At 62.3% G+C, this 25,758-nt stretch carries 26 protein-coding genes; 10 read left to right on the forward strand and 16 right to left on the reverse strand.

The window, feature by feature from the left end:
- Positions 1-24 precede the first annotated feature (24 nt).
- Positions 25-1,224: a tyrosine--tRNA ligase gene (gene tyrS / locus APH27_RS10565; RefSeq protein ID WP_060484762.1), complete on the reverse strand. Its 1,200-nt coding sequence runs from the start codon at positions 1,222-1,224 to the stop codon at positions 25-27.
- A gap of 215 nt (positions 1,225-1,439) precedes the next feature.
- Between tyrS and APH27_RS10570 the strand changes: the two genes are divergently transcribed.
- Positions 1,440-2,858: a peptidoglycan DD-metalloendopeptidase family protein gene (locus APH27_RS10570; protein ID WP_060484763.1), complete on the forward strand. Its 1,419-nt coding sequence runs from the start codon at positions 1,440-1,442 to the stop codon at positions 2,856-2,858.
- Between the two features lie 3 nt (positions 2,859-2,861).
- Entirely contained in the window at positions 2,862-3,953 is a 1,092-nt protein-coding gene (locus APH27_RS10575) for an anhydro-N-acetylmuramic acid kinase (protein WP_027917432.1), read from the forward strand.
- 58 nt (positions 3,954-4,011) lie between these two features.
- Here APH27_RS10575 and erpA read toward each other — a convergent pair whose 3' ends face one another.
- Together erpA and argC are read right to left on the reverse strand one after the other, a co-directional pair.
- Complete coding sequence (gene erpA, locus APH27_RS10580) at positions 4,012-4,362, reverse strand: iron-sulfur cluster insertion protein ErpA (RefSeq protein ID WP_027917433.1); 351 nt, start codon at positions 4,360-4,362, stop codon at positions 4,012-4,014.
- 146 nt (positions 4,363-4,508) lie between these two features.
- On the reverse strand, positions 4,509-5,543 hold the full coding sequence (gene argC, locus APH27_RS10585; protein WP_060484764.1) for an N-acetyl-gamma-glutamyl-phosphate reductase: 1,035 nt from the start codon (positions 5,541-5,543) through the stop codon (positions 4,509-4,511).
- A 142-nt stretch (positions 5,544-5,685) separates the two neighbouring features.
- Here argC and hemJ point away from each other — a divergent pair, with 142 nt between their 5' ends.
- From hemJ to APH27_RS10615, 6 genes are all read left to right on the forward strand, one after another.
- On the forward strand, positions 5,686-6,111 hold the full coding sequence (gene hemJ, locus APH27_RS10590) for a protoporphyrinogen oxidase HemJ (RefSeq protein ID WP_027917435.1): 426 nt from the start codon (positions 5,686-5,688) through the stop codon (positions 6,109-6,111).
- 23 nt (positions 6,112-6,134) lie between these two features.
- A complete protein-coding gene (locus tag APH27_RS10595; RefSeq protein ID WP_027917436.1) occupies positions 6,135-7,091 on the forward strand; it encodes a nitronate monooxygenase family protein in 957 nt (318 codons plus the stop codon).
- A gap of 67 nt (positions 7,092-7,158) precedes the next feature.
- Positions 7,159-7,941 carry an SDR family oxidoreductase gene (locus APH27_RS10600; RefSeq protein ID WP_027917437.1) on the forward strand — a complete coding sequence of 261 codons (783 nt, stop codon included), beginning with the start codon at positions 7,159-7,161 and terminating at the stop codon, positions 7,939-7,941.
- 63 nt (positions 7,942-8,004) lie between these two features.
- On the forward strand, positions 8,005-8,343 hold the full coding sequence (locus APH27_RS10605) for a histidine triad nucleotide-binding protein (RefSeq protein WP_003255518.1): 339 nt from the start codon (positions 8,005-8,007) through the stop codon (positions 8,341-8,343).
- 66 nt (positions 8,344-8,409) lie between these two features.
- Positions 8,410-9,057: a 2-polyprenyl-3-methyl-6-methoxy-1,4-benzoquinone monooxygenase gene (coq7, locus tag APH27_RS10610; protein ID WP_027917438.1), complete on the forward strand. Its 648-nt coding sequence runs from the start codon at positions 8,410-8,412 to the stop codon at positions 9,055-9,057.
- Between the two features lie 10 nt (positions 9,058-9,067).
- Entirely contained in the window at positions 9,068-10,108 is a 1,041-nt protein-coding gene (locus APH27_RS10615) for a hypothetical protein (RefSeq protein ID WP_027917439.1), read from the forward strand.
- 40 nt (positions 10,109-10,148) lie between these two features.
- Here APH27_RS10615 and APH27_RS10620 read toward each other — a convergent pair whose 3' ends face one another.
- Complete coding sequence (locus APH27_RS10620) at positions 10,149-10,571, reverse strand: OsmC family protein (RefSeq protein WP_004376171.1); 423 nt, start codon at positions 10,569-10,571, stop codon at positions 10,149-10,151.
- A 191-nt stretch (positions 10,572-10,762) separates the two neighbouring features.
- Here APH27_RS10620 and crp point away from each other — a divergent pair, with 191 nt between their 5' ends.
- Positions 10,763-11,407 (forward strand): cAMP-activated global transcriptional regulator CRP, encoded by a 645-nt coding sequence (gene crp / locus APH27_RS10625; protein WP_027917440.1) that lies wholly within the window; start codon positions 10,763-10,765, stop codon positions 11,405-11,407.
- Here the strand turns inward: crp and APH27_RS10630 are convergent.
- From APH27_RS10630 to APH27_RS10645, 4 genes are all read right to left on the reverse strand, one after another.
- The gene (locus APH27_RS10630) at positions 11,404-12,108 is read right to left on the reverse strand and encodes a lipoate--protein ligase family protein (protein WP_027917441.1); all 705 of its coding nucleotides are present in this window, start codon (positions 12,106-12,108) and stop codon (positions 11,404-11,406) included. The two genes, crp and APH27_RS10630, sit on opposite strands and share 4 nt — an antisense overlap.
- A gap of 165 nt (positions 12,109-12,273) precedes the next feature.
- Positions 12,274-13,107 (reverse strand): indole-3-glycerol phosphate synthase TrpC, encoded by an 834-nt coding sequence (trpC, locus tag APH27_RS10635; RefSeq protein ID WP_060484765.1) that lies wholly within the window; start codon positions 13,105-13,107, stop codon positions 12,274-12,276.
- On the reverse strand, positions 13,104-14,153 hold the full coding sequence (trpD, locus tag APH27_RS10640; protein ID WP_027917443.1) for an anthranilate phosphoribosyltransferase: 1,050 nt from the start codon (positions 14,151-14,153) through the stop codon (positions 13,104-13,106). Before trpD ends, trpC begins: the two co-directional genes overlap by 4 nt.
- A gap of 9 nt (positions 14,154-14,162) precedes the next feature.
- A complete protein-coding gene (locus tag APH27_RS10645) occupies positions 14,163-14,756 on the reverse strand; it encodes an aminodeoxychorismate/anthranilate synthase component II (protein WP_060484766.1) in 594 nt (197 codons plus the stop codon).
- 375 nt (positions 14,757-15,131) lie between these two features.
- Here APH27_RS10645 and estP point away from each other — a divergent pair, with 375 nt between their 5' ends.
- A complete protein-coding gene (gene estP / locus APH27_RS10650) occupies positions 15,132-17,033 on the forward strand; it encodes an esterase EstP (protein WP_060484767.1) in 1,902 nt (633 codons plus the stop codon).
- Between the two features lie 116 nt (positions 17,034-17,149).
- Here estP and trpE read toward each other — a convergent pair whose 3' ends face one another.
- The 8 genes from trpE to APH27_RS10690 form a co-directional block, all read right to left on the reverse strand.
- Positions 17,150-18,631: an anthranilate synthase component I gene (gene trpE, locus APH27_RS10655; RefSeq protein WP_060484768.1), complete on the reverse strand. Its 1,482-nt coding sequence runs from the start codon at positions 18,629-18,631 to the stop codon at positions 17,150-17,152.
- Between the two features lie 70 nt (positions 18,632-18,701).
- Positions 18,702-19,520, reverse strand: a complete 819-nt coding sequence (locus tag APH27_RS10660; protein WP_027917447.1) for a phosphoglycolate phosphatase — start codon at positions 19,518-19,520, stop codon at positions 18,702-18,704.
- Positions 19,517-20,191: a ribulose-phosphate 3-epimerase gene (gene rpe, locus APH27_RS10665; protein WP_027917448.1), complete on the reverse strand. Its 675-nt coding sequence runs from the start codon at positions 20,189-20,191 to the stop codon at positions 19,517-19,519. Before rpe ends, APH27_RS10660 begins: the two co-directional genes overlap by 4 nt.
- 145 nt (positions 20,192-20,336) lie before the next feature.
- Complete coding sequence (locus tag APH27_RS10670) at positions 20,337-21,164, reverse strand: ABC transporter permease (protein ID WP_027917449.1); 828 nt, start codon at positions 21,162-21,164, stop codon at positions 20,337-20,339.
- An 11-nt stretch (positions 21,165-21,175) separates the two neighbouring features.
- Positions 21,176-22,423 (reverse strand): ABC transporter permease, encoded by a 1,248-nt coding sequence (locus tag APH27_RS10675; RefSeq protein ID WP_027917450.1) that lies wholly within the window; start codon positions 22,421-22,423, stop codon positions 21,176-21,178.
- 210 nt (positions 22,424-22,633) lie between these two features.
- Positions 22,634-23,668 (reverse strand): ABC transporter substrate-binding protein, encoded by a 1,035-nt coding sequence (locus APH27_RS10680; protein WP_060484769.1) that lies wholly within the window; start codon positions 23,666-23,668, stop codon positions 22,634-22,636.
- Positions 23,669-23,708: 40 nt separating this feature from the next.
- On the reverse strand, positions 23,709-24,833 hold the full coding sequence (locus tag APH27_RS10685) for an ABC transporter ATP-binding protein (protein WP_027917452.1): 1,125 nt from the start codon (positions 24,831-24,833) through the stop codon (positions 23,709-23,711).
- Between the two features lie 293 nt (positions 24,834-25,126).
- A complete protein-coding gene (locus APH27_RS10690) occupies positions 25,127-25,756 on the reverse strand; it encodes a response regulator transcription factor (RefSeq protein WP_027917453.1) in 630 nt (209 codons plus the stop codon).
- Between the last annotated feature and the right edge of the window lie 2 nt (positions 25,757-25,758).

Raw genomic sequence — 25,758 nt, forward strand, 5'->3', positions numbered from 1 at the left:
ATATATAGCTATGCCAGCAAGACATCACTCCGCCTTGAGGGTAACCCGGCCAAACGACTTCTTACCTGCCTGGCACACATGGGTCGCACCCAGGACAAACATGAAGTCTTTGTCGACCACCGCACCATCGACTTTCACCGCACCGCCACTGAGCAGGTCGCGCGCCTGCGCCGAGTTCTTCACCAGGCCTGCACGATTCAGCACAGCGGCAATCGGCAGATCTTCAGCCGCAGCCACTTCGATCTCCGGCAGATCTTCCGGCAGCTCGCCCTCCTTCATGCGGTTACCAGCAGCACGGTGAGCATTGGCCGCAGCCTCTTCGCCATGGAAACGCGCGACGATCTCCTCGGCCAGCTTGATCTTGATGTCACGCGGGTTCGCCCCATTGGCAACGTCGGCCCGGAACTGCTCGATCTCTTCCATCGAACGGAAGCTCAGCAGCTCGAAGTAACGCCACATCAGGGTGTCGGGGATCGACACCAGCTTGCTGTACATCACACCCGGCGCTTCCTGGATACCGACATAGTTACCCAGCGACTTGGACATCTTCTTCACGCCATCGAGCCCTTCGAGCAACGGCATGGTCACGATGTTCTGAGCCTCCTGCCCATAAGAGCGCTGCAACTCGCGCCCCATCAGCAGGTTGAACTTCTGGTCGGTACCGCCCAGCTCCACATCAGCCTTCAGCGCCACGGAGTCGTACCCCTGCACCAACGGGTAGAGGAACTCGTGAATGGCGATCGGCTGGTTGGTGGTGTATCGCTTGTCGAAGTCGTCACGCTCGAGCATGCGCGCAACGGTGTACTGCGACGCCAGGCGAATGAAGTCGGCAGGCGTAAGCTGGTCCATCCAGGTGGAGTTGAACGCAACTTCGGTCTTGGCCGGGTCGAGAATCTTGAACACCTGCTGCTTGTAGGTCTCGGCGTTTTCCAGCACTTGCTCGCGAGTCAGCGGCGGACGCGTGGCACTCTTGCCGCTCGGGTCACCGATCATGCCGGTGAAGTCACCGATCAGGAAGATGACCTGATGCCCCAGTTCCTGGAACTGACGGAGCTTGTTGATCAGCACCGTGTGCCCCAAGTGGAGGTCAGGTGCAGTCGGATCGAAGCCTGCCTTGATACGCAGAGGTTGGCCGCGCTTGAGCTTCTCGACCAGTTCCGACTCGACCAACACCTCTTCCGCACCGCGCTTGATAAGCGCCAGCTGCTCTTCAACCGACTTCATAGACAGACCCGCAAGGCTCAGATTCAAAGGGAGCCAACCATACAAGATCGGCCATCAATTACAAGTTTCGAAATGAAATGTGACCCGACCGACGCGTCACGGCGTCTACGCGCCCTTGCGCGAAAGTAGATTTGGTTATATTTTATACAGTTATTTCATCTTCATCATGTCATTCATCTTTTCCATATTCATTTTTCTTCAAAGTCACCTTACCTATGACCAACGAAACGCCTAAAGCGCCCCCGCTTTATCCGAAAAGCCATCTGTTGGCCGCCAGCGGCATCGCCGCCCTGCTCAGCCTGGCACTGCTGGTATTTCCGTCCAGCGAAGTCGAAGCCAAGAAGACCACCCTCAGCCTGGAGCTGGAAAGCCCGGCCGAGCAGCTGAAGGACGAGTCCAACGCCGCCCCGCTGGTACAGACTCAAGGCGACCAGGGCTCTCCCTTCGCGCAGATAGACGGCACCGAAACCAACACCGAGCAGGCCGCACAAGAGGCACCTGCAACCGAGAAAAAGCCTGAAGCCAAGGAGCCAGGTCATCGCGAAGTGACCGTAGCCCGCGGCGACACCCTGTCTACCCTGTTCGCCAAGGTTGGCTTACCGGCCAACGCGGTGCACGACCTGCTGGCCAGCAACAAGCAAGCCAAGCAGTTCAGCCAGCTAAAGCACGGCCAGGTGCTGCAATTCGAACTCGACAAGGATGGCCAACTGGCCAGCCTGCACAGCAAGGTCAGCAACCTCGAAACCATCCGCCTGACCAAGACCGCCAAGGGTTACACCTTCGATCGCGAGATCAGCAAGCCAGTGGTCCGTACCGCCTACGCCCACGGCGTGATCAAGAGCTCGTTGTCGGCCTCGGCCCAGCGCGCCGGCCTGTCCCACAGCATGACCATGGATATGGCCAAGGTCCTGGGCTACGACATCGACTTCGCCCAGGATATCCGGCCTGGCGACGAGTTCGACGTGGTCTACGAGCAGAAGGTGATGGACGGCAAAGTGGTAGGCACCGGCAACATTCTGTCCGCACGCTTCACCAACCGCGGCAAAACCTATACCGCCGTGCGTTACACCAACAAACAGGGCAACACCAGCTACTACACCGCCGACGGCAACAGCCTGCGCAAGGCGTTCATCCGCACCCCGGTCGACTTCGCCCGCATCAGCTCACGCTTCTCCGCGGGCCGCAAACACCCGATTCTGAACAAGATCCGCGCACACAAGGGCGTGGACTATGCGGCCCCGCGCGGTACGCCAATCAAGGCGGCAGGTGACGGTCGCATCGAGCTGGCTGGCCGCCGCGGCGGTTACGGCAACACCGTGATCATCGCCCATGGCAACAGCTACAAGACCCTTTACGGTCACATGCAGGGCTTTGCCAAGGGCATCAAGACCGGCAGCAACGTGAAGCAGGGCCAAATCATCGGTTACATCGGCACTACTGGCCTGTCGACTGGCCCGCACCTGCACTACGAGTTCCAGGTCAACGGCGTACACGTGGACCCGCTGAGCCAGAAGGTGCCAATGGCTGACCCGATCGCCAAGAACGAACGCCAGCGCTTCCTGCAGCAAAGCCAACCACTGATCGCCCGCATGGACCAGGAAAAGGCCACCATGCTCGCCGCGAACAAGCGCTGACTCATGGCGCTTTACCTGGGTGTGATGTCCGGTACCAGCCTCGACGGCCTGGACATCGCCTTGATCGAACAAGGCGAGCAGCTGCAGTTGCTCGCCACCCATTACCTGCCGATGCCGGCCGACCTGCGCCAGGATCTGCTCAGCCTTTGCAGCAGTGGCCCGGACGAGATTGCCCGCGCCGCCCTGGCAGAAAACCGCTGGGCCAGCCTGGCAGGTGAAGGTGTACGGCAATTGCTCGATAAGCATGGGCTGCAGGCCGACGCCGTCCGTGCCATCGGCAGCCACGGCCAGACCATTCGCCATGAGCCGGCGCGCGGTTTCACCGTGCAGATCGGCAACCCGGCTTTACTCGCCGAGCTGACCGGCATCAGCGTGGTCGCCGACTTCCGCCGTCGCGATGTGGCGGCAGGCGGCCAGGGCGCACCGCTGGTGCCTGCTTTCCACGACACCCTGTTCAGCCACCTCGGCCAGCGCCTGGCAGTTCTCAATGTCGGTGGTTTCAGCAACCTGAGCCTGATCGAGCACGACCAGCCCGTGCATGGCTTCGATTGCGGGCCAGGCAACGTGTTGCTGGACGCCTGGATCGAGCGCACGCGTGGTCAGGCCTATGATGCCGATGGTGCCTGGGCTGCCAGTGGCACAGTGCAAACCGATTTGCTCAACCGCCTGCTAAGTGATCCGTTCTTCGCCGGCAGCGGCCCGAAAAGCACTGGCCGTGAGGTGTTTAACCTGCCTTGGCTGGACGACCACTTGGCGCGCCTGCCTGCCTACCGTGATGAAGATGTCCAGGCCACCCTGCTGGAGTTGACCGCGCGCACCATCATCGAGTCGCTGCAGAATGCCCAGCAAGGCACCGAGGCGCTGCTGGTATGTGGCGGCGGCGCTCGCAATGGCGCCCTGATGGCTCGCCTTGCTGAATTGCTGCCACAGGCTCAGGTCACCAGCACAGGTGCCCATGGCGTGGACCCGGACTGGGTCGAGGCCATGGCCTTTGCCTGGCTAGCCCACTGCTGCCTTGAGGGCATTGCCGCCAATCGCCCAAGCGTGACGGCGGCAAAGGGGCTACGCGTACTCGGCGCGATCTACCCGGCCTGAGCCCACGCCAGAATGCAAAACGCCGCGCAATTGCGCGGCGTTTTCGTACAGCCTGGCTTCAGATCGAGAACGAAGAACCACAACCACAGGTAGTCGCGGCATTCGGGTTCTTGATCACGAATCGCGAACCTTCCAGGCCTTCCTGGTAGTCCACTTCGGCACCGGCCAGATACTGGTAACTCATCGGGTCGACTACCAGCGAAACGCCTTCGCGCTCGACAATGGTGTCATCTTCAGCCACGTCTTCATCGAAGGTGAAACCATATTGGAAGCCCGAGCAGCCGCCACCGGTGACGAACACGCGCAGCTTCAGGCGATCATTGCCTTCTTCGGAAACCAGGTTCTTCACCTTTTGCGCGGCGCCGTGGGTGAATTCCAAAGCCGTGGGGGTGAAGGTTTCGACGCTCATGTTGATTCTCCCGGCGCAGTAGCCGCCATAAAACTCGATGACGCGCATTATCCGCTTCTCCGAGAAAATTGGTCAAGAATTGTGCGGCTTTAGTCGCGACAAACAAAAAGGCCCGCACAGTGCGGGCCCTTTCAAGCAACGAACGCTTACGGCAGCAAGCCAGCGTGGGACAGGCCCATGCGCTCATCCAGGCCAAACAGGATGTTGAGGTTCTGCACCGCCTGGCCCGACGCGCCCTTGACCAGGTTGTCGATTACCGACAGCACCACCACCAGGTCCCCCCCCTGCGGGCGATGAACTGCGATGCGGCAGACGTTGGCACCGCGCACGCTGCGGGTTTCTGGGTGGCTGCCGGCCGGCATGACGTCGACGAACGGCTCATCGGCGTAGCGCTTCTCGAACAGCGCCTGCAGGTCGACCGACTTGTCGGCGACGGTCGCGTACAGGGTGGCGTGGATACCACGGATCATCGGCGTCAGGTGCGGCACGAAGGTCAGGCCGATGTCCTTGCCAGCGGCCAGGCGCAGGCCCTGGCTGATCTCCGGCAGGTGGCGGTGGCCTTTGACCGCGTATGCTTTCATGCTTTCGCCAGCCTCGCAGAACAGCGAACCGACCGCTGCACCACGGCCAGCACCGCTGACGCCCGACTTGCAGTCGGCAATCAGGCGCGACGGGTCGGCCAGGCCGGCTTCGAGCAGCGGCAGGAAGCCCAGCTGAGTGGCGGTCGGGTAGCAACCCGGCACGGCAATCAGGCGTGCCTGGCGGATCTTTTCACGGTTCACTTCAGGCAGGCCGTAGACGGCGTCCTTGAGCAGCTCTGGAGCACCATGCGGCTGGCCATACCATTTGCCCCACTCGGTAGCGTCCTGCAGGCGGAAGTCTGCAGACAGGTCGATGACCTTGGTCCCGGCAGCCAGCAATTCGCCAGCGAGGGCGTGGGCGACACCATGCGGAGTGGCGAAGAACACCACGTCGCAGGCGGCCAGGGTCTTGCTGTCCGGCACGCTGAAAGCCAGGCCGTCGTAGTGACCGCGCAAGTTCGGATACATGTCGGCGACCGCCACGCCCGCCTCGGAGCGCGAAGTGATGACCGCCACTTCGGCCTGTGGATGCTGTGCCAGCAGACGCAACAGTTCGACGCCGGTGTAACCCGTGCCGCCGACGATACCGACCTTGATCATAACGCTTGCCCCTTTTCAACGAGCCGTCTGGAAAGCGCACGATAATAGGGGGGCAAAGCGCCTGTAACAACTCTTGGGGTGCCCCTTCAGGCGCTTGGGCTCTACTATTCGACGACCGTGATTACCTGAAGGAACTCCCTCCATGCTCTACCTATGGATCAAAGCGCTGCATATCGTCAGCGTGGTCTGCTGGTTCGCCGGCCTGTTCTACCTGCCCAGGCTGTTCGTCTACCACGCTCAGAGCCAGGACAGCATCAGCCAGGAACGCTTCGTCACCATGGAGCGCAAGCTGTACCGCGGCATCATGAACCCGGCAATGATCGCGACCTACATCTTCGGCGCCTGGATGCTCTACCTCACCCCCGGCTGGCTGAGCCAAGGCTGGCTGCACGCCAAGCTCACCCTGGTGATTCTGCTGACCGGCTACCATCACATCTGTGGCGCCCAGCGCAAACGCTTCGCCGCTGGCAGCAATACTCGCAGTCATGTGTACTACCGCTGGTTCAACGAAGTACCGGTGCTGTTCCTGCTGGGCATCGTGATTCTCGTGGTGGTCAAACCGTTCTGACATAAAACGATGGAGCCTCACCCATGTCCCTGTCTGCTTCGCTCGAACAACGCCTGCGCTTGCCTGTGGTTGCAGCGCCGATGTTCCTGATTTCCAACCCTCAGTTGGTGCTGGCCTGCTGCGGCAGCGGCGTGGTCGGCAGCTTCCCGGCACTGAACCAGCGTGATAGCGCCGGCTTCAAGGCCTGGCTGGAAGAAATCGAAGCAGGCCTGGCGCAGCTTGAGGCGCCGGCCCCCTATGCGGTAAACCTGATCGTCCACCCCACCAACCCGCGGTTACAGGCCGACCTCGCCCTCTGCGTCGAGCACCGCGTGCCCATCGTCATCACCAGCCTCGGCGCCGTGAAGGAAGTGGTTGATGCAGTGCACGGCTACGGTGGCTTGGTGTTTCACGACGTGACCACCCGGCGGCACGCGGAGAAAGCCGCCGAGGCCGGGGTCGATGGCCTGATCGCCGTGGCGGCGGGCGCCGGTGGGCATGCCGGAACCTGGAGCCCGTTCGCGCTTGCGGCTGAGATTCGCCAGTTCTTCGACAAGACCTTGCTGCTGGCCGGCTGCATCAACCACGGCCACGAGATTCTCGCCGCGCAGTTGCTCGGTGCCGACCTGGCCTACATGGGTACGCGCTTCATCGCCACCCAGGAAAGCCATGCCCAGGCCGGTTACAAACAGATGCTGCTCGATGCCCACGCTGCCGACATCATTCACACCCCTGCCGTATCCGGCATCCCTGCCAGCTTCCTGCGATCCAGCCTGGAACAGGCCGGCTATGACATGGCGGCCCTGAAGTCCGGGCACGAGCAAGGCAAGCTCAAGCCTATCGACGATGAAGCCAAGGCCTGGAAAACCGTCTGGTCCGCTGGCCAAGGTGTGGGCGACATACATGATTTGCCTGCGGCCGCCACACTGATCGAGCGCTTGCGCGGCGAGTACCACGACGCCCTGGAGCGTACCCAGGCATTGCGCGGCAAAGCCTTGTAGCAAAAGGCAACAACTCGCCTGGTCAGGCTGTACACTAGGCGCCCTCTTCAGCCCCCAGGAGCCTTGCATGACCCGTTACGCCATGATCACCGGAGCTTCCAGCGGCCTGGGCCTGGCCCTGGCGGAAGCACTGGCGCGGCGCGGGCGCAACCTGATCCTGGTGGCACGCCACCGAGAAACGCTGGAACCGGTAGCGCTCGAACTGGCCCAGCGCTTCGGCGTCGAAGTGCTGCTGCGTGCCTGCGACCTCAGCCAGCCCTTGCGCCTGTCTGGTTTCGTGCTGGAACTGGAAGAAGGCGAGCGGCGCATCGACCTGCTGGTCAACTGCGCAGGCCAACGTACTTATGGCCCGTTCCTGGCCCACGAATGGGCCGACGAGCAGGACCTGCTGGAGGTCAACATCCTCGCCCTGAGCCGCCTCTGCCATGCCATTGGCAATCTGATGGCGGTGCAAGGTGGCGGGCAGATTCTCAACGTCGCCGGCCTGGCCGCCGTTGCACCCGGCCCGGGGATGGCAACCTATGCCGCCAGCAAGGCTTATGTGATGAATTTCAGCGAAGCGCTGCGTGAAGAGCTCAAACCCGCCGGCATCAAGGTATCGGTACTTTGCCCCGGCCCGGTACGTTCGTCGCGCCGGCGCATACCCAGGCTTGAAGGCAACAGCCGCTGCCTGAGCCCTGAAGAAGTGGCACTGTGTACCGTGCGCGCACTGGCCAAAAATCGCGCAGTGATCATGCCGGTGCGCCGCAACCGTTGGCTGGCCTTCGCGCCGCGCCTGCTACCGCGCTGGCTGACGCGCAAGTTGGCCGGTTTCATCCACCGCCGCTACTGCCCGGTCGGCATGGAATAGCCACTGGGCGAGTGGCGCCCGGCTGAGTACACTCGGCCCGACACTCACCATGGAGCAAGTGCTGTGGACGATCTATTCCTCAAAATCATCAACCGGGAGATCCCGGCGGATATCATCTACGAAGATGACCAGATCCTCGCCTTCAAGGACATCGCCCCAGCGGCGCCCGTGCATTTTCTGGTCATCCCGAAGAAACACATTCGCACCCTCAACGACCTGACCGAAGAGGACAAGGCCTTGGCCGGTCATATCCTGTTTACCGCCCAGCGCCTGGCAGTCGAACAAGGTTGTGAGGAAGGCTTCCGGGTGGTCATGAACTGCAACCCGAAAGGCGGCCAGACCGTCTACCACATCCATATGCACGTGCTCGGCCAGCGCCAGATGAACTGGCCGCCGGGCTGACCCAAGGCAAGCCCCATCCGGGCGATTGAGGTAAACTGTCGGGCATCACTTCAGCGGAGGTGCCCGATGGCCACCGAACGTCACTACTCGCCGCTCGACCGCTTGTTGCTGCAGGCCGATACCGCCATGCGCACCTTGCTGCCCTTCAGCGGCCAACCATCCCGCCCGTCGCCAGCGATCATCCAGCCGGATGCAGAACTGGATGACAACCAGGCCCGCCACATTGCCGGGCTCATGCGCATCAACCATACCGGCGAAGTCTGCGCGCAGGCGCTGTATCAGGGGCAGGCCCTGACTGCCAAGCTGCCGCAAGTGCGCAAGGCCATGGAACATGCAGCCGAGGAAGAAATCGACCATCTGGCCTGGTGCGAACAACGCATCCGCCAACTGGGCAGCCACCCGAGCGTGCTCAACCCGCTGTTCTACGGCATGTCGTTCGGCATCGGCGCCCTGGCCGGCCTGGTCAGCGACAAGGTCAGCCTCGGTTTCGTCGCCGCCACCGAGCATCAGGTGTGCAAGCACCTGGACGAACACCTGGAGCAACTCCCCCAGCAGGACGAAAAGTCCCGCGCCATCCTTGAACAAATGCGCGTAGATGAAGAGCAGCACGCCGAGTCCGCGCTTGAAGCTGGCGGGTATCGCTTCCCGATGCCGGTACGTTTCGGCATGAGCCTGCTGGCCAAGGTCATGACCAAGAGCACCTACCGCATCTAAGGGCGCACACATGACGGACCGTATCGACGCCAAGGACCTGGCGCGCGCCGTGCAAGCCGGCATTCTCCAGCCTGGCCAGGACCAGGCCTTGCTGGCGTTTCTGCGCCAGCAACCGCCAGCCCGTGGCAGTTTCCAGCTTGCCCATGTTGCCTTCTACTTCGGCGCCCTGCTGATCATGGGCGCGATGGGCTGGCTGCTAACCGAAGCCTGGATGAGTAGTGGCGACGGGGCTTTACTGGCCATCTCCACTCTTTACATCGTTCTGCTCACATCGTTCGCCCTCAACTTGCAGCGTCGCAAGCAAACCGTTGCCGCCGGGGTGCTGGCCGCTGTCTCGGTCAGCATCGTGCCGCTGGTCGTGTTTGCCATCGAGCGACTGACAGGTTGGTGGCCGCTGGGTGATGCGCAATCGAACTATCATCAGTACTACACCTATGTGCAAGGCGGCTGGCTGCTGATGGAGGCGGCCACTGTGGTTGCCGGGCTGTTGATGCTGCGCCTGATCCCCTACCCCTTCGTGGTGATGCCGATTGCCGTTGCCCTGTGGTTCATGTCGATGGACCTGAGCGAATGGGTATATGGCGCCCCCTTCTCCTGGGAACAGCGGCGCACGGTGTCACTGTGGTTCGGGCTCGGCTTGCTGCTGGCATTCCTGGTCATCGACGGGCGTACCCGCGAGGACTATGCCCATTGGGGTTACCTGGCTGGTCTGGCGGCATTCTGGGGCGGGTTGACGATGATGGATAGCGACAGTGAACTGGGCAAGGCGCTGTACTGCCTGATCAACCTGGGGTTGATGGGCATGGCGGTGGTGTTGCGCCGGCCGGTGTTCATGGTCTTTGGGGCGTTGGGGGTAGCGGCTTATCTGGGGTATCTGTCTTACGAGGTGTTTGCCGAATCGTTGCTGTTCCCGGTGGTGCTGACCCTGATCGGGCTTGGGGTGATCGGCTTGGGGCTGGGGTACCAGAAGCGGCGGGAGCAGTTGAGCAAAGCCATCAGAAGCAGCTTGCCGGAATGGCTGTTGGCTGCTTTGCCGGCCCTGCGTAACTGATTAATTGCCGGGGCTGCTTCGCAGCCCCAGAGTCTCGCACTCAGCCCAGCTCTACGATTTCGTAACCATGGGTGATTTCAACACCGGCACGTTCAAGCATGATCGACGCCGAGCAGTACTTCTCCGCTGACAGCTCTACCGCACGCTTGACCTGAGCCTCTTTCAACCCACGCCCTTTAACCACGAAATTCATGTGGATCTTGGTGAACACCTTCGGGTCTTCACTGGCACGCTCTGCTTCGAGGAATGCCTCACAGCTTTCCACGGCCTGGCGCGACTTTTTAAGAATGCTCACCACATCGAAGCTACTGCAGCCACCAAGGCCGAGCAGGAGCATTTCCATCGGGCGCACGCCCAGGTTGCGGCCACCGGCCTCAGGAGGGCCGTCCATCACTACCACGTGGCCACTCCCCGATTCACCGAGGAACATCGCTTCACCGGCCCACTGGATGCGTGCCTTCATCTGTCCGTACTCCTGAATTTCGCAAAAGGGTGTCAGCTTAAGCCTTGTATGCCTGTCGGAAAAGCTCAATGCGAGTCGCTTTAGTGTCAAAACTTCTGGCGCTGTCTGATAAGCTGGCGCCAATTGACTGGCGCGTCGCGTCAAACAATGCCTAAGAAGAGCCTATGCCTCGCATCGAACAGGATTTCGTGATGGTTGCCTCAGCCCTACCCGCCAAGATCAAGAACATCGACAAGCTGCTGGTTCACTGCCAGCGCCGCCGCTACACCGCCAAAAGCAACATCATCTGCGCCGGTGACCGTGCCGACACGCTGTCGTTCATCATCAAGGGCTCGGTCACCATCCTGATCGAAGACGACGAAGGTCACGAGATGATCATCGCCTACCTCAACAGTGGCGACTTCTTCGGCGAGCTTGGGTTGTTCGAGCCAGCTGGCGGCGAGCAGCAGCGCAGCGCCTGGGTCCGAGCCAAGACCGAGTGCGAAGTGGCAGAGATCAGCTACGACAAGTTTCGCGAACTGGCGCGCCAGGACCCGGAAATTCTCTACGCCCTGGGCAGCCAGATGGCCCAGCGCCTGCGCAATACCACGCGCAAGGTCGGCGACCTGGCCTTCTTCGATGTCACCGGCCGCGTGGCCCGTTGCCTGCTCGACCTGTGCAAGCAACCGGATGCCATGACCCACCCGGACGGCATGCAAATCAAGATCACCCGCCAGGAAATCGGCCGTATCGTCGGTTGCTCGCGGGAAATGGTCGGCCGCGTCCTCAAAGACCTTGAAGAGCGCAGCCTGGTGCAGGTCAAGGGCAAGACCATGGTGGTCTACGGCACCCGTTAGTCCTTTGGCAGGGCTGCCAGCACGTCGTGGTAGGCCAGGGACAGGCGCTCGAACCAGGGCGCCTCGGGCGCCACTTCGTGCAGGGCGATATGGCTGTCGGCACGGCAGCGCTGTTCCAGGTCACAGCATTCATTGAAGCGGTTGACTGCCGCTACCATCGACTCGCGCTCGTTGTCCAGCAGCAACGCGCCATGCACCAGCACCACCGGGCGTTTGCCACCCAAGCCTTGGCGCCAGCGCTGGGCCGTGCCGACCAGCTTGCGGCCATTGAGGTTGACGTTGTATCGGCCATCGCAGAAGGCACCGTCGATCTCGCCCACCGAGGCGACACCGCCCCACTCACGCAACACATCACACAATGGCAGGCACAAGCGCTCATAGGCGCTTTCGATACGGCCATGATCGCCTTCGCTACGTGGGGCCACGTAGACCAGCGCTACGTTCACCGTCGAGTGCGACTGCGGCACCGGCTCGCCGCCGGTTTCACGCAAGAGCACCGGCCAGCCGGCAATCGCCAGCTCCGCGCAGGCGGCTTCGAAGTTGTCCAGCCGGCTCATGCGCCGGGGCATGACCAGCGCGTGGTCAGTGGGGCGCCAGAACAGCACACCCGAATCGCGTTCGCCGCGGCAGACGGCAGCGAGCAGCTCCTGCTCGGCGTGCAAACCTTGCTCGACAGTGAGCGCCAGGGGTTGATCGGTCATTGATCCACCTTCGATGTTGGGTTTACCGGCCTCTTCGCGGGCAAGCCCGCGCCCACAAAATTCCATCGCCCTCAGGCCTACACAGGGCCTGTGGGAGCGGGCTTGCCCGCGAAGACGCCAGAATAGGCATACAAAAAAGCCGGCATAAAGCCGGCTTCGTGTCGATCAGTCCAGCGTCTGAACCGTCTTCTTCACCTGATCCGGGAAGAACAACCGCTGCAGCTCCAGCCCTGGCTGCGCGGCGCGCATGAATGCTTCGCCGACCAGGAACGAGTAGACCTCGTTGATTTCCATCAGCTCGACATCGGCGCGATTGAGAATACCGCTCTCGGTGATTGCCAGGCGGTCACGTGGAATGCGTGGCAGCAGGTCGAGCGTGGTTTCCAGGCTGACCTCGAAGGTGTGCAGGTTACGGTTGTTTACCCCTACCAACGGTGTATCGAGGTTTTTCAACGCACGCTCCAGCTCATCGCCATCATGCACTTCGACCAGCACGTCGAGGCCGACATCCTTCGCCACCGAAGCCAGTTCGGCCATTTTCACATCATCCAGCGCCGACACGATCAACAGCACGCAGTCAGCACCCAGCGCGCGCGCCTCGACGATCTGGTACGGATCGACCATGAAATCCTTGCGGATCACCGGCAGCGAAACGGCGGCGCGCGCCTGTTGCAGGTACTCATCCGCACCCTGGAAGTAATCCACATCGGTCAGTACCGACAGGCAGGTCGCCCCACCTTTTTCGTAGCTGACGGCAAGGTCGGCCGGCACGAAGTTCTCGCGGATCACGCCTTTGCTTGGCGAAGCCTTCTTGATTTCGGCGATTACCGCGGGCTGCTTGCGCTTGGCCTGCTCGATCAGCGCATTGGCAAAGCCACGCGGTGCATCGGCAGCCTTGGCCAGGCGCTCCAGTTCGGCAAGGCTTACGCGCGCGCTGCGCTCGGCCACTTCCTGAAACTTGCGGGCAATGATCCTTTCCAGCACCGTCGGCACACTCATGCTTCGTTCTCCACCTTGAATACTGCAGTAAAGGCGCCCAGTTCCTGCAGTTTCTCCCAGGCCAGCCCGGTATGCAGTACGTCGTGGGCCAGTTCCACGCCAGTCTTCAGGCTCATGGCATGGTCAGCGGCATACAGCGCCGCGCCAGCATTGAGCACGATCATTTCGGCGGCCTTCTGGCCGTTTTCGGTCTTGCGCCGGCCCAGGGCATCACGAATCAGCTCAAGCGAGGCCTGCGGCGTCTCGACGGCCAGGCCATGCAGGCTCTGGCTCTTCATGCCGAGGTCTTCGGGTTCTACCCAATACTCAGTGATCTCGCCGTTCTTCAACTCGGCGACGAAGGTTGGCGCGGCCAGGCTGAACTCGTCCAGGCCATCTTTCGAATGCACCACCAGCACATGCTTGCTGCCCAGGCGCTGAAGCACCTCGGCCAACGGACGGCACAGCGCCTGGGTGAACACGCCGACCACCTGATGCTTCACTCCGGCCGGATTCGTAAGCGGGCCGAGCATGTTGAACAGGGTACGCAGCCCCAGATCGCGACGCGGGCCAGCGGCATACTTCATGGCGGTGTGATGGCTTTGCGCGAACATGAAGCCTATCCCCAAGCTGTCGATGCAGCGTGCGACCTGTTTCGGGGTCAGGTTCAGATAGATGCCGGCAGCTTCCAGCAGGTCGGCGCTGCCGCTCTTGCCTGAAACCGCGCGGTTGCCGTGCTTGGCCACGGTGCAGCCGGCAGCGGCGAGAACGAACGACGATGCGGTGGAAACGTTGAAGATGTTGGCGCCATCACCGCCGGTACCGACGATATCGACCACACCATCGAGGCTGTTCAGCTCGACCTTGTCGGCCAGCTCGCGCATCACCGAGACCGCACCGACGATCTCGTCGATGCTCTCGCTCTTCATGCGCATGCCCATCAGGAAAGCACCGATCTGCGCTTCGCTGCACTGGCCAGTCATGATCTGGCGCATGACATCGCGCATTTCATCGGTGCTCAGGTCCAAGTGGCCGACGATGCGGCTCAACGCGCTCTTGATATCCATGATCAATCCTTAACGGCGGCCGCCGGTCTGCTTGAGGAAGTTGGCGAACAGCTCGTGGCCCTGCTCGGTGAGGATGGACTCGGGGTGGAACTGTACCCCTTCGATGTTCAAGGTCTTGTGGCGCAGGCCCATGATCTCGTCGACCGAACCGTCTTCATGGGCGGTCCAGGCGGTGACTTCCAGGCAATCGGGCAGTGTGTCGCGCTTGACCACCAGGGAATGGTAGCGCGTCACGGTAAGCGGGTTGTTGAGTTCGGCGAAAACGCCGAGGTCGCGATGGTGCACGGGGCTGGTCTTGCCATGCATGACCTGACGGGCACGCACCACATCACCGCCGAAAGCCTGGCCAATGGACTGGTGGCCCAGGCAGACGCCCAGGATCGGCAGCTTGCCAGCAAAATGCAGGATGGCTTCGATGGACACGCCCGCTTCACTTGGCGTGCACGGGCCTGGCGACACGACGATGCGCTCGGGGTTGAGGGCTTCGATCTCGGCGATGGTCATTTCGTCGTTGCGAATGACCTTGACCTCGGCCCCCAGCTCGCCAAGGTACTGAACAACGTTGTAAGTGAATGAGTCGTAATTGTCGATCATCAGTAACATCGGGCTAAACCTCTTGAATCTACTGACTTCAAAAATCGAACCTTCCTACACCGGCCATAGACACGGCTTTGCCATGAAGGGCGGTCGCTAAACGGACAGGAAGGCAAACGGGGGCGGGCCGGACGGGCCGGCAGGAGATAAAGTCAGGCGCGCCAACGCCAACGGGCGTGGGCCTTGATAACGCGCATCAAGAGTTTGCTGACGATCAACACAGGATAAGTCTCGCTCATACTTGCACGCACAGTAGCCTACCGGGGCGGCTGGTGCAATATGCCCGTAAACACGGGGAAACGAATGGACTTGGGAGGGATGCACAGCGATTTGCTAAGGTCGAGCAGGTAGTCCTCATAAAAACAATGAAAAGGATGTTCAACGATGCGAAAAGCACCACTGATGCGCTTTACCCTCGCTTCACTGGCCTTGGCCTGCAGCCAGGCCTTCGCCGCACCCTCGCCTTACTCCACGCTGATCGTGTTCGGCGACAGCCTGAGCGATGCCGGGCAGTTTCCCGACCTGGCCGGCGGCACGCTGGGCATGCGCTTTACCAACCGCGACGCCAGTGGCAACTATGCACCGGTGTCCCCGATGATCTTGGGAGGCAGGCTGGGTGTCAGCCCGGCCGAACTCGGGCCGTCAACCTCACCGACCTACCAGGCCCTGGGCCTGCCGGACGGTAACAACTGGGCGGTCGGCGGGTATACGACGCAGCAGATCCTTGACTCGATCACCGAGACATCCGAAACCGTGATTCCGCCAGGCAGCGCACTGGGAGGGTTCGTGCTGCGCGAGAAGCCGGGTTATCTGGCCACCGGCCTGCGGGCAGACCCGAATGCCCTCTACTACCTCACCGGCGGCGGCAATGACTTCCTCCAAGGCCTGGTCAACAGCCCTGCCGACGCTGCGGCGGCCGGCTCACGCCTCGCCGCCAGCGCCCAGGCCCTGCAGCAAGGCGGCGCGCGCTATATCATGGTCTGGCTGTTGCCGGACCTTGGGCAGACACCAAACTTCACCGGTACGCCACAGCAAAATGCACTTACGCAGCTCTCCAGCGTGTTCAACCAGTCGCTGACCAGCCAACTGAGCCAGGTCGACGCCGAAATCATCCCTCTGAACATTCCAGTATTGCTCAGCGAAGCCTTGGCCAGCCCGACCCCGTTCGGCCTGGCCACCGGACAGAACCTGGTTGGCACCTGCTACAGCGGCAACAGCTGTGTGGAAAACCCGGTTTACGGGATCAACGGCACCAGCCCCGACCCAAGCAAACTACTGTTCAACGACTCCGTACACCCGACCATCGCCGGCCAGCAACTGATTGCCGACTACGCCTACTCGATCATCTCCGCCCCGTGGGAACTGACCCTGCTGCCGGAAATGGCCCACGCCAGCCTGCGCGCGCACCAGGACGAACTGCGCAACCAGTGGCAGACACCTTGGCAGGGAGTCGGCCAATGGCAGGCCTTCGTCAGCACTGGCGCCCAAAACCTGGACTTCGATGACCAGCACAGTGCTGCCAGCGCTGACGGCCATGGATACAACCTGACCCTGGGTGGCAGCTACCGGCTCAACGACGCCTGGCGCCTGGGCCTGGCCGGCGGCGTATACCGGCAGAAACTGGAAGCCGGCGAACAGGACTCGGACTACAAGCTCGACAGCTACCTGGCCAGCGCCTTCGCCCAGTTCCGCCAGGACCGCTGGTGGGCCGACGCTGTGCTGAGCGCCGGCCATCTGGACTACCACGACCTCAAGCGCACCTTTGCCCTTGGCGTCAACGACCGCAGCGAGAAGGGCGACACCGATGGTGAAGCCTGGGCCGTGACTGCCCGGCTGGGCTACAACCTGGCGGCCGACAGCAGCCGCTGGCAACTGGCACCGTTCATCAGTGCCGACTATGCGCGGGTGAACGTCGATGGTTATGACGAGAAGAGCGGGCGTTCGACGGCGCTGGGCTTCGATGACCAGGAACGGACTTCGCGGCGCTTGGGCGTAGGGCTGCTAGGCAGCGTGCAGGTACTGCCGAGCACCAGGTTGTTCGCCGAGGTGGCGCAGGAGCATGAGTTCGAGGATGACCAGCAGGATGTGACCATGCACCTGACGACGTTGCCGAGCAACGACTTCACGTTGACCGGGTACACGCCCCATAGCGATCTGACTCGGGCGAGCCTAGGGGTGACGCATGAACTGGTGGCGGGGGTGCACCTGCGCGGGAACTACAACTGGCGCAAGAGTGATGAGCTGACCCAACAGGGGGTGAGCCTGGGCGTCAGTGTAGATTTTTAGATCATTGGGGTCGCTTTGCGGCCCTTTCGCGACACAAGGCCGCTCCTACAGGAGATTGCGTTCCCTGTAGGAGCGGCCTTGTGTCGCGAAAGGGCTGAGCAGCAGCCCCAACTGATTTACTTGGCGGTGGTCTGCTCGGCCAGCGCCACGGCACGGAACATCGCCCTGCGCTTGTTGATGGTCTCTTCCCACTCCAGCGCCGGCACCGAGTCGGCGACGATACCGCCACCGGCCTGCACGTGCAGTTCGCCGTCCTTGATCACCGCAGTACGAATGGCAATCGCGGTATCCATGTTGCCGTTCCAGGCGAAGTAGCCGACCGCACCACCGTAGACGCCACGCTTGACCGGTTCCAGTTCGTCGATGATCTCCATCGCGCGGATCTTCGGCGCACCCGACAAGGTGCCCGCCGGCAGGATCGCCCGCAGCGCATCCATCGCCGTCAGGCCTTCGCGCAGCTGGCCGGTGACGTTGGAGACGATATGCATCACGTTCGAATAACGCTCGATCACCATCTTCTCGGTCAGGCGCACGCTACCGGTCGACGATACCCGGCCGACGTCGTTGCGGCCGAGGTCGATCAGCATCAGGTGCTCGGCGATCTCTTTATCGTCCGACAGCAGATCATCTTCCAGCGCCCGGTCGGCTTCCTCGGTAGCCCCACGTGGGCGAGTGCCGGCAATTGGCCGCACGGTGACCAGGTTGTCTTCCACCCGCACCAGCACTTCCGGCGAGCTGCCGACCACATGGAAGTCGCCGAAGTTGAAAAAGTACATGTACGGCGTCGGGTTGAAGCAGCGCAGTGCCCGGTACAGGTCGATCGGTGCAGCCTTGAAGTCGATCGACATGCGTTGCGACGGCACTACCTGCATGCAGTCGCCGGCCAGGATGTACTCCTTGATTCGGCCCACCGCGTTCTCGTAATCGTCACGGGTGTAGCTGGAACGGAACTCCGGCTCGGCCGCCATCGGCCCGCTCAGGTCCAGGCCACGGCGCGGGGTGATGGGCTGGCGAAGTTTCTCCAGCAGGCCTTGCAGGCGCGCCTGGCCTTGCTCGAAGGCCTGCTCCTCAGCCGGGTCGACCAACACGATGGCGTGCATCTTGCCCGCCAGGTTATCGAATACCACCACCGCGTCGGAGACCATCAGCAGGATATCCGGCACGCCCAGCGGGTCCGGGTTCGGGCTGGCGCCCAGGCGCTTTTCCACATACCGCACGCAGTCGTAGCCGAAGTAGCCAACCAGACCACCGTTGAAACGTGGCAGCCCAGGGATGTCGGCGACCTTGTAACGGTCCTTGAAGCTTTCGACAAAGGCCAGTGGGTCCTCGACGTCGTGGCTTTCCACCTCGACACCATCTTGCAGGATGCTCACGTGGTAGCCATGCACGCGCATCACGGTGCGCGACGGCAAGCCGATCATCGAGTAACGGCCCCACTTCTCACCGCCCTGCACGGACTCGAGCAGGTAGGAGTTGGGTTGGTCAGCCAGTTTCAGGTAGATCGACAGCGGCGTGTCGAAGTCGGCCAGGGTTTCACAGGCCAAAGGGATGCGGTTGTAGCCGGCAGCGGCCAGGCGCAGGAATTCTTCGCGGGTCATGGGTAGCCTCGTGGCAAGCAGCAATGGGGTCGGGCAAGCGGACGGGCCGGCAGGCGCCGGCGAGCAGGAGTCAGGCGCGCCAGCGCCAACGGGCCAGGGCCTTGATGACTTTCATCCAGAATTTGCCAGTGACCGCCACGGTGGACTCTCTGTCTTGGGAGGCTTGAAGATCCGCCAACGTTATCCCAGTGGCCGGGTCTGCGCAACCGGGCAGCAGTGCGCGCAGGTCGTCGACCACCAGGCTGGGGAATTCCTCGGTAATCGGCCGGCCATGGTTGTAGCCGTAGGTCAGGCCCACTGATTGCACGCCAGCCGCCTTGGCCGCCAGCACATCGCTGCGCGAGTCACCGACGAACACCGACTGCTGCGGGCTGACACCGGCCATCTGCATGACAAACAGCAGCGCCGCCGGGTCGGGCTTTTTCTGCGGCAAGGTATCGCCGCCGATGATCCAGCGGAAATAGCGGCCGATCTTCATCTGGTCCAGCAGCGGCGCGACGAAACGCTCCGGCTTGTTGGTGATCAGCGCCATTTCCACCCCCTGCTTCTGCAGCCAGCGCAGGGTGTCCTTCACACCGGGGTAGAGCACGGTGAGCTCATGGCTTTGGGCATAGGCCTCCATGAACAGCGCCAGGCCTTTTTCGGCCAGCGCATCGTCCACGGCATCATGCTCGATGCCACCTGCCAGGGCGCGACGCACCAGCACCTGGGCACCGTTGCCGACCCAGTGGCGTACTGCCGCCAGGCCTGCAGGTGGGCGCCCCAGTTCGAGCAGCATGCGGTCCACGGCAGCGGCCAGGTCGGGTACCGAGTCGATCAGGGTACCGTCCAGATCGAACATCACCAGCCTGGGCAGCGTCCCCGGGAACAGCTGCTCGAAGCCACTCATGGGCGGGCCTGGGCCAGTTCGGCGCGCATCTTGGCGATGACTTCCTGGTAGTCCGGGGCATTGAAGATTGCCGAGCCGGCCACGAAGGTGTCGGCGCCAGCGGCAGCGATCTCACGGATGTTGTTGACGTTGACGCCACCGTCGATTTCCAGGCGGATGTCACGGCCGCTGGCGTCGATCAGCGCGCGGGCTTCGCGCAGCTTGTCGAGGGTGCCAGGGATGAACTTCTGCCCGCCGAAACCTGGGTTGACGCTCATCAGCAGGACCATGTCGACTTTGTCCATCACGTACTTCAGTGCATCCAGGCTGGTGGCTGGGTTGAACACCAGGCCGGCCTTGCAACCGCCGTCCTTGATCAACTGCAGCGAACGGTCGATGTGCTGCGAGGCTTCCGGGTGGAAAGTGATGTAGGTGGCGCCGGCCTCGATGAAGTCGCCGATGATGCGGTCTACCGGGCTGACCATCAGGTGCACGTCGATCGGCGCGGTCACGCCGTACTTGCGCAGCGCCGTGCAGACCATCGGGCCGATGGTCAGGTTGGGCACGTAGTGGTTGTCCATGACATCAAAGTGGACGATGTCGGCACCCGCGGCCAGGACCTTGTCGACGTCCTCGCCCAGGCGGGCGAAATCGGCGGAGAGAATGGAGGGGGCAATAGCGTAGGGCTGCATGGCGCACCTGTTGGCAGAATCACGGTGGCGCGCATTGTAACCGTTTTAACCTGTTCCGGCCTCTTCGCGGCTAAAGCCGCTCCCACAGCACAGAAGCTGTGGGAGCGGCTTTAGCCGCGAAAAGGCCGGAACAGGCAACACATCATCAGACAGGTTGCTGAGTCCTGAGCTTTTCGCTACGCCCGCGCAACCACTCCAAGGTCAGCAACAGCACCACCGAGAACGCGATCAGCAAAGTCGCTGCCGCAGCAATGGTCGGGCTGAGGTTCTCGCGAATGCCGCTGAACATCTGCCGCGGCAGGGTCGCCTGCTCGGGCCCGGCGAGGAACAGTGTCACCACCACCTCATCGAACGACGTGGCAAAGGCAAACAGCGCCCCCGAGATCACCCCGGGGGCAATCAGCGGCAAGGTCACCCGACGGAAGGTCAGCAATGGCGAGGCGCCCAAGCTGGCTGCCGCACGTACCAGGTTGTAATTGAAGCCCTGCAAGGTCGCCGACACGGTGATGATGACGAACGGCACACCCAGCACCGCATGCACCAGAATCAGCGAGATGAAACTGTTGCCCATGCCCAGTGGGGCGAAGAACAGGTAGCTGGCCACGCCGATGATCACCACCGGCACCACCATCGGCGAAATCACCAGCGCCATCACCAGCGATTTACCGGGGAAATCGCCACGGGTAAGGCCGATCGATGCCAAGGTGCCAAAGACCATCGCCAGCACCGTGGCCGCCGGCGCGACGATGATGCTGTTCTTCAGCGCCCGCATCCACTCGGCCGAAGCGAAGAAGTCGTGGTACCACTGCAGCGAGAAGCCCTGCAGCGGGTACACCAGGAAGCTGCCGCTGTTGAACGACAAGGGCACGATCACCAGCACCGGCAGCACCAGGAACAGCAGGATCAGGCCGCAAAGGATGCGCAGGGTGTAGAACCACACCCGCTCGACGGGCGACATGTAGGGGCTCAGCATCTCAAGGCTCCTCAGCTCAGGCGCAGGCGGCTGGCGCCGACCAGCCAGCTATAGATCAGGTACAGCAACACGGTCGCCAGCAGCAACAGCCCGCCCAGGGCGGTGGCCATGCCCCAGTTGATGCTGGTGTTGGTGTAGAAGGCGACGAAGTAGCTGACCATCTGGTCGTTCGGGCTGCCGAGCAGCGCCGGGGTGATGTAGTAGCCGATGGCCAGGATGAACACCAGCAGGCAACCGGCTCCCACGCCAGCGTAGGTCTGCGGGAAGTACACCCGCCAGAAGCTGGCGAACGGGTGGCAGCCCAGCGAAATCGCCGCACGCATGTAGCTCGGCGAGATGCCCTTCATCACGCTGTACAGCGGCAAGATCATGAACGGCAGCAGGATATGCACCATCGAGATGTACACACCGGTGCGGTTGAACACCAGTTCCAGCGGCTGGTCGATGATGCCCATGGCCATCAGTGCACTGTTGATCAGGCCGCCGGACTGCAACAGCACGATCCACGCCGCCACCCGCACCAGGATCGAGGTCCAGAACGGCAGCAGCACCAGGATCATCAGCAGGTTGCTCTGGCGGGTCGGCAGGTTGGCCAGCAGGTAGGCCAGCGGATAGGCCAGCACCAGGCAGATGGCGGTGATCACCACACCCATCCACAGGGTGCGGGCAAAGATATCCAGGTAGATGGCCTGGTCGGGGGTGGCTTTGGCCAGCTCGCCGAGGTCATCGATACGGTGGTCGAGCGAAGCCAACAGGTAGAACGAGGTCACCGAACTGGTATTGCGGCGGATCGCCTGCCAGTAGGCCGGGTCGCCCCAACGCTCGTCGAGCGCCTGCAAGGCATCTTTATAAGAGGCAGGCTCGGCCTTGAATGGCAGCGCCCTTGCAGTCTTGGCCAGCAGGCTGCGATAGCCGGCCAGTTCCATGTTCAGGCGTTTGGAGAGGTCGCCCAGGGTCTGGTTCTTGCGCGATTCGGCCAGGTCCTGGCTCAGCGCCTTGTAGACATCTTCGCCGGGCAGGCTCTTGCCGTCCCACTGGCTGATCACTTCAACCGTGCGCGGCAGGCCGCCAACCACTTCCGGGTTGCCGACGCTCTTGTACAACAGCGCCGCAATCGGCACCAGGAACACCAGCAGGAGAAACAGCGCCAGCGGCGCGATCAACGCCTGCGCCTTCCAGCGGTTAACCCGCTCGGCACGCTTGAGGCGCTGCTTGAGACTTGGACCTGCGCCTTCGTTGAGGGGCACTGCAATGGCCATGGCGAACTCCGCGATACAGGCTGAAATTGGGGCTGCTAAGCAGCCCATCGCCGGCAAGCCCGGCTCCCACAGGTAATGCATTGGCTTCGAAGCTTCTGATCCCTGTGGAATCTCTTTCACAGGTGGCGCACCGCCTTCAGAGAGGGTGCGGTCCCTGTGGGAGCTGGCTTGCCAGCGATGGGCCGCAACGCGGCCCCTTACGCTGGTCGTTTACTTCTTCGCCGCCCAGGCGTTGAAGCGTTGCTCCAGCTGCTCGCTGTTGTCGGCCCAGAAGGCCACGTCGATCTGTACCTGATTGGCAATGTTCTCAGGCGTGGTCGGCATGTCTTTCTTCACCGCATCGGCCAGCAGTGGCACGGCTTTGGAGTTGGCCGGGCCGTAGGCGATGTTCTCGGAGTAAGTCTTCTGCTGTTCCGGCTGTACGGTGTAGGCGATGAACTTCTTCGCCTCTTCCACATCTTTGGCGCCTTTCGGGATCGCCCAGGCGTCGAAGTCGTAGATGCCGCCGTTCCACACCACCTTGAGATTGCTTTCTTTCTGCACGGCGGCAATGCGGCCGTTGTAGGCCGAACTCATGACTACGTCACCCGAGGCCAGGTATTGCGGAGGCTGGGCGCCAGCTTCCCACCACTGGATGCTCGGTTTGAGTTCGTCGAGCTTCTTGAAGGCACGGTCCACGCCTTCCTTGGTGGCCAGCACCTGATACACGTCCTTCGGCGCAACGCCGTCGGCCATCAGGGCGAATTCGAGGGTGTACTTGGCGCCCTTGCGCAGGCCACGCTTGCCTGGGAATTTCTGGGTGTCCCAGAAGTCGGCCCAGTTGGTGGGTGCGGTCTTGAGCTTGTCGGCGTTGTAGGCCAGCACCGTCGACCAGACGAAGAAGCCCACGCCGCATGGCTGGATGGCGCCCTTCACGTAATCGGACTCGTTGCCGAACAGCGCCGGGTCGAGCTCTTCGAACATGCCTTCGTCGCAGCCGCGCGCCAGCTCTGGCGATTCCACTTCCACCAGGTTCCACGACACGCTGTTGGTGTCGACCATGGCTTTGACCTTGGCCATTTCACCGTTGTACTCGCCCGCGACGATCTTGCCCTTGCCGGCCTTCTCCCATGGCTCGTAGAACGCCTTGACCTGGGCCGCCTTGTTGGCACCGCCGAAGGAGACCACGGTCAGGTCCGCTGCCATGCTCTGGCCGGCGGCGCACAGGCCGAGGGCCAGGGCGGTCAGTTTCAACTGCTTGCGCATTATTATTCTCTCCACAGTACAGGGTTGGTGAAGCAATCCATCAGTGGGCTTCGGCAATCGGATCGAGCGCGCGGGCGTGCTCCACCTCCCAGCCCAGCGGTACTACATCGCCCACGGCCAGCGCCGGGTCGAGCTCGGCGATCGGCTGCTTCACGAAGAAGTCGGCCTTGCCGCAGACTTCCAGGCGCACCCGTACGTGGTCGCCCAGGTAGATGAACTCGGCCACACGGCCGGAGAAGCGGTTGACGCAGCTTTCGCTGTGGCCGTTGAGGCGCACGCGCTCAGGGCGAACCGACAGGGTCACCGGCTCGCCGGCCTGGCCGACATTCACCGCCAGCGCCTCCACCCGCTCGCCGCGGGCCAACTGCACCTGGCAACGCTTGCCATCGCTGGCCAGCAGGGTGCCGTTGATGCGGTTGTTCTCGCCGATGAAATTGGCGACGAAGGTGTTGCACGGTTCTTCATAGAGAGTGCGCGGGTCGGCGATCTGCTGGATCTCACCCTGGTGGAACACCGCCACGCGGTCAGACATGGTCAGCGCCTCGCCCTGGTCGTGGGTCACGTAGACCACGGTCACGCCCAGGCGCTGGTGAATGTGCTTGATCTCCATCTGCATGTGTTCGCGCAGTTGCTTGTCGAGGGCACCCAGCGGTTCGTCCATCAGCACCAGCTGTGGCTCGAACACCAGCGCCCGGGCCAGTGCCACACGCTGCTGCTGACCACCGGAAAGCTGGCCCGGATAGCGCTTGGCGAAGGCATCGAGCTGGACCATGTTCAGCACACGCTTGACCCGTTCGCTGATGTCGGTCTTGCTCAGGCCGCGCACGCTCAGCGGGAAGGCCAGGTTTTCGGCCACGGTCATGTGTGGGAACAGTGCGTAGTTCTGGAACACCATGCCGATGTCGCGCTTGTGCGGCGGCACGTTGTTGATCGATCGACCGGCCAGCTGGATTTCACCGGCGGTGGGGGTTTCGAAACCAGCCAGCATCATCAGGCTGGTGGTCTTGCCCGAGCCGGAAGGGCCGAGCAGGGTGAGGAATTCACCTTTGCGAATGTCCAGGTTGAGGTCTTTGACGATCAGCGATTCGCCGTCGTAGCTCTTCTGCACACCACGGAAGCTGACCAGCGTCTCGCTGGTGGCAGCGTTCGAATTCGCCTCGCTCATGCCTGCACCTTCTTGTTGGAATGACTGCGTAGGCAAAAGAGTAGAAGAGCCGCAAGCGCCCGGAAATCGGCGGTACTGAGAGAATGCCATCATCCGGCTGGAAGATTTCCTGTAGGGATTGCCCTACAAGCACGGCGCTTTCAGCACAGACATGAGTCCCTGTGGGAGCGGGGTTACCCGCGAAGAGGCCAGCCCAGACGCCGCAGATGGCAGGCCCGGCCCTTTCGCGGGTAAACCCGCTCCCACAGGGTTCACCACTGTGCCGGATATGGCAGCTGTCGCGATCAGAACACTCAGACCAGCTTGTGCTCCATGGCGTACTTCACCAGCTCCGCCAGCGAATTGACCTTGAGCTTCTGCATCAGCCTGGCCTTGTGGGTGCTGATGGTCTTGCTCGACAGCGCCAGCTGCTGGGCGATGTCGTTGACGTTGGCCCCCTGGGCCAGCCGCTCGAACACCGAGAATTCACGCTCGGAGAGCAACGTATGCAGCGGCCGGGTTTCGGTCAGGCCTACCTCGAAGACCATCCGGTCAGCCAGCGCCGGGTCGATGTAACGCCCGCCGCTCGCGACCCGGCGAATGGCCGTCAGCAGCAGGGCCGGGTCGCTGTCCTTGGTCGCATAACCGGCGGCACCCGCCTTCAGCGCGCGAGCAGCCATCTGCGCCTCGTCGTGCATCGACAGCATCAGGATCGCCGGGGCATCGTGCAACGCACGAATACGCGGGATCGCCTCCAGGCCGCTCACCCCCGGCATGGAGATATCCAGCAACACCACCTCGCAGGGCGTGTGGCGCAAAGTCTCGAGCAACTGCTCGCCATTCCCGGCCTCCCCTGCCACCTGCATGTCCTTGGCCAGGCCAATCAGCTGTTTGATGCCTTCCCGGACAATGGTGTGGTCTTCGGCCACCAGCACTCGAATCACGC

The sequence above is a fragment of the Pseudomonas sp. NBRC 111123 genome (assembly GCF_001320205.1).
GTDB lineage: Bacteria > Pseudomonadota > Gammaproteobacteria > Pseudomonadales > Pseudomonadaceae > Aquipseudomonas > Aquipseudomonas putida_J.

What these genes read in the sequence shown, in the direction of transcription:
- APH27_RS10595 (WP_027917436.1), top strand. Translation starts at nt 6,135, where the DNA reads ATGTCCCTGTCTGCTTCGCTCGAACAACGCCTGCGCTTGCCTGTGGTT.
- APH27_RS10600 (WP_027917437.1), top strand. Translation starts at nt 7,159, where the DNA reads ATGACCCGTTACGCCATGATCACCGGAGCTTCCAGCGGCCTGGGCCTG.
- crp (WP_027917440.1), top strand. Translation starts at nt 10,763, where the DNA reads ATGGTTGCCTCAGCCCTACCCGCCAAGATCAAGAACATCGACAAGCTG.
- trpC (WP_060484765.1), bottom strand. Translation starts at nt 13,107, where the DNA reads ATGAGTGTGCCGACGGTGCTGGAAAGGATCATTGCCCGCAAGTTTCAG.
- APH27_RS10680 (WP_060484769.1), bottom strand. Translation starts at nt 23,668, where the DNA reads ATGCGCAAGCAGTTGAAACTGACCGCCCTGGCCCTCGGCCTGTGCGCC.
- estP (WP_060484767.1), top strand. Translation starts at nt 15,132, where the DNA reads ATGCGAAAAGCACCACTGATGCGCTTTACCCTCGCTTCACTGGCCTTG.
- APH27_RS10670 (WP_027917449.1), bottom strand. Translation starts at nt 21,164, where the DNA reads ATGCTGAGCCCCTACATGTCGCCCGTCGAGCGGGTGTGGTTCTACACC.
- APH27_RS10570 (WP_060484763.1), top strand. Translation starts at nt 1,440, where the DNA reads ATGACCAACGAAACGCCTAAAGCGCCCCCGCTTTATCCGAAAAGCCAT.
- APH27_RS10575 (WP_027917432.1), top strand. Translation starts at nt 2,862, where the DNA reads ATGGCGCTTTACCTGGGTGTGATGTCCGGTACCAGCCTCGACGGCCTG.
- APH27_RS10615 (WP_027917439.1), top strand. Translation starts at nt 9,068, where the DNA reads ATGACGGACCGTATCGACGCCAAGGACCTGGCGCGCGCCGTGCAAGCC.
- APH27_RS10660 (WP_027917447.1), bottom strand. Translation starts at nt 19,520, where the DNA reads ATGAGTGGCTTCGAGCAGCTGTTCCCGGGGACGCTGCCCAGGCTGGTG.
- APH27_RS10630 (WP_027917441.1), bottom strand. Translation starts at nt 12,108, where the DNA reads ATGACCGATCAACCCCTGGCGCTCACTGTCGAGCAAGGTTTGCACGCC.
- APH27_RS10675 (WP_027917450.1), bottom strand. Translation starts at nt 22,423, where the DNA reads ATGGCCATTGCAGTGCCCCTCAACGAAGGCGCAGGTCCAAGTCTCAAG.
- trpE (WP_060484768.1), bottom strand. Translation starts at nt 18,631, where the DNA reads ATGACCCGCGAAGAATTCCTGCGCCTGGCCGCTGCCGGCTACAACCGC.
- coq7 (WP_027917438.1), top strand. Translation starts at nt 8,410, where the DNA reads ATGGCCACCGAACGTCACTACTCGCCGCTCGACCGCTTGTTGCTGCAG.
- erpA (WP_027917433.1), bottom strand. Translation starts at nt 4,362, where the DNA reads ATGAGCGTCGAAACCTTCACCCCCACGGCTTTGGAATTCACCCACGGC.
- APH27_RS10685 (WP_027917452.1), bottom strand. Translation starts at nt 24,833, where the DNA reads ATGAGCGAGGCGAATTCGAACGCTGCCACCAGCGAGACGCTGGTCAGC.
- argC (WP_060484764.1), bottom strand. Translation starts at nt 5,543, where the DNA reads ATGATCAAGGTCGGTATCGTCGGCGGCACGGGTTACACCGGCGTCGAA.
- APH27_RS10645 (WP_060484766.1), bottom strand. Translation starts at nt 14,756, where the DNA reads ATGTTACTGATGATCGACAATTACGACTCATTCACTTACAACGTTGTT.
- rpe (WP_027917448.1), bottom strand. Translation starts at nt 20,191, where the DNA reads ATGCAGCCCTACGCTATTGCCCCCTCCATTCTCTCCGCCGATTTCGCC.
- hemJ (WP_027917435.1), top strand. Translation starts at nt 5,686, where the DNA reads ATGCTCTACCTATGGATCAAAGCGCTGCATATCGTCAGCGTGGTCTGC.
- tyrS (WP_060484762.1), bottom strand. Translation starts at nt 1,224, where the DNA reads ATGAAGTCGGTTGAAGAGCAGCTGGCGCTTATCAAGCGCGGTGCGGAA.
- trpD (WP_027917443.1), bottom strand. Translation starts at nt 14,153, where the DNA reads ATGGATATCAAGAGCGCGTTGAGCCGCATCGTCGGCCACTTGGACCTG.
- APH27_RS10620 (WP_004376171.1), bottom strand. Translation starts at nt 10,571, where the DNA reads ATGAAGGCACGCATCCAGTGGGCCGGTGAAGCGATGTTCCTCGGTGAA.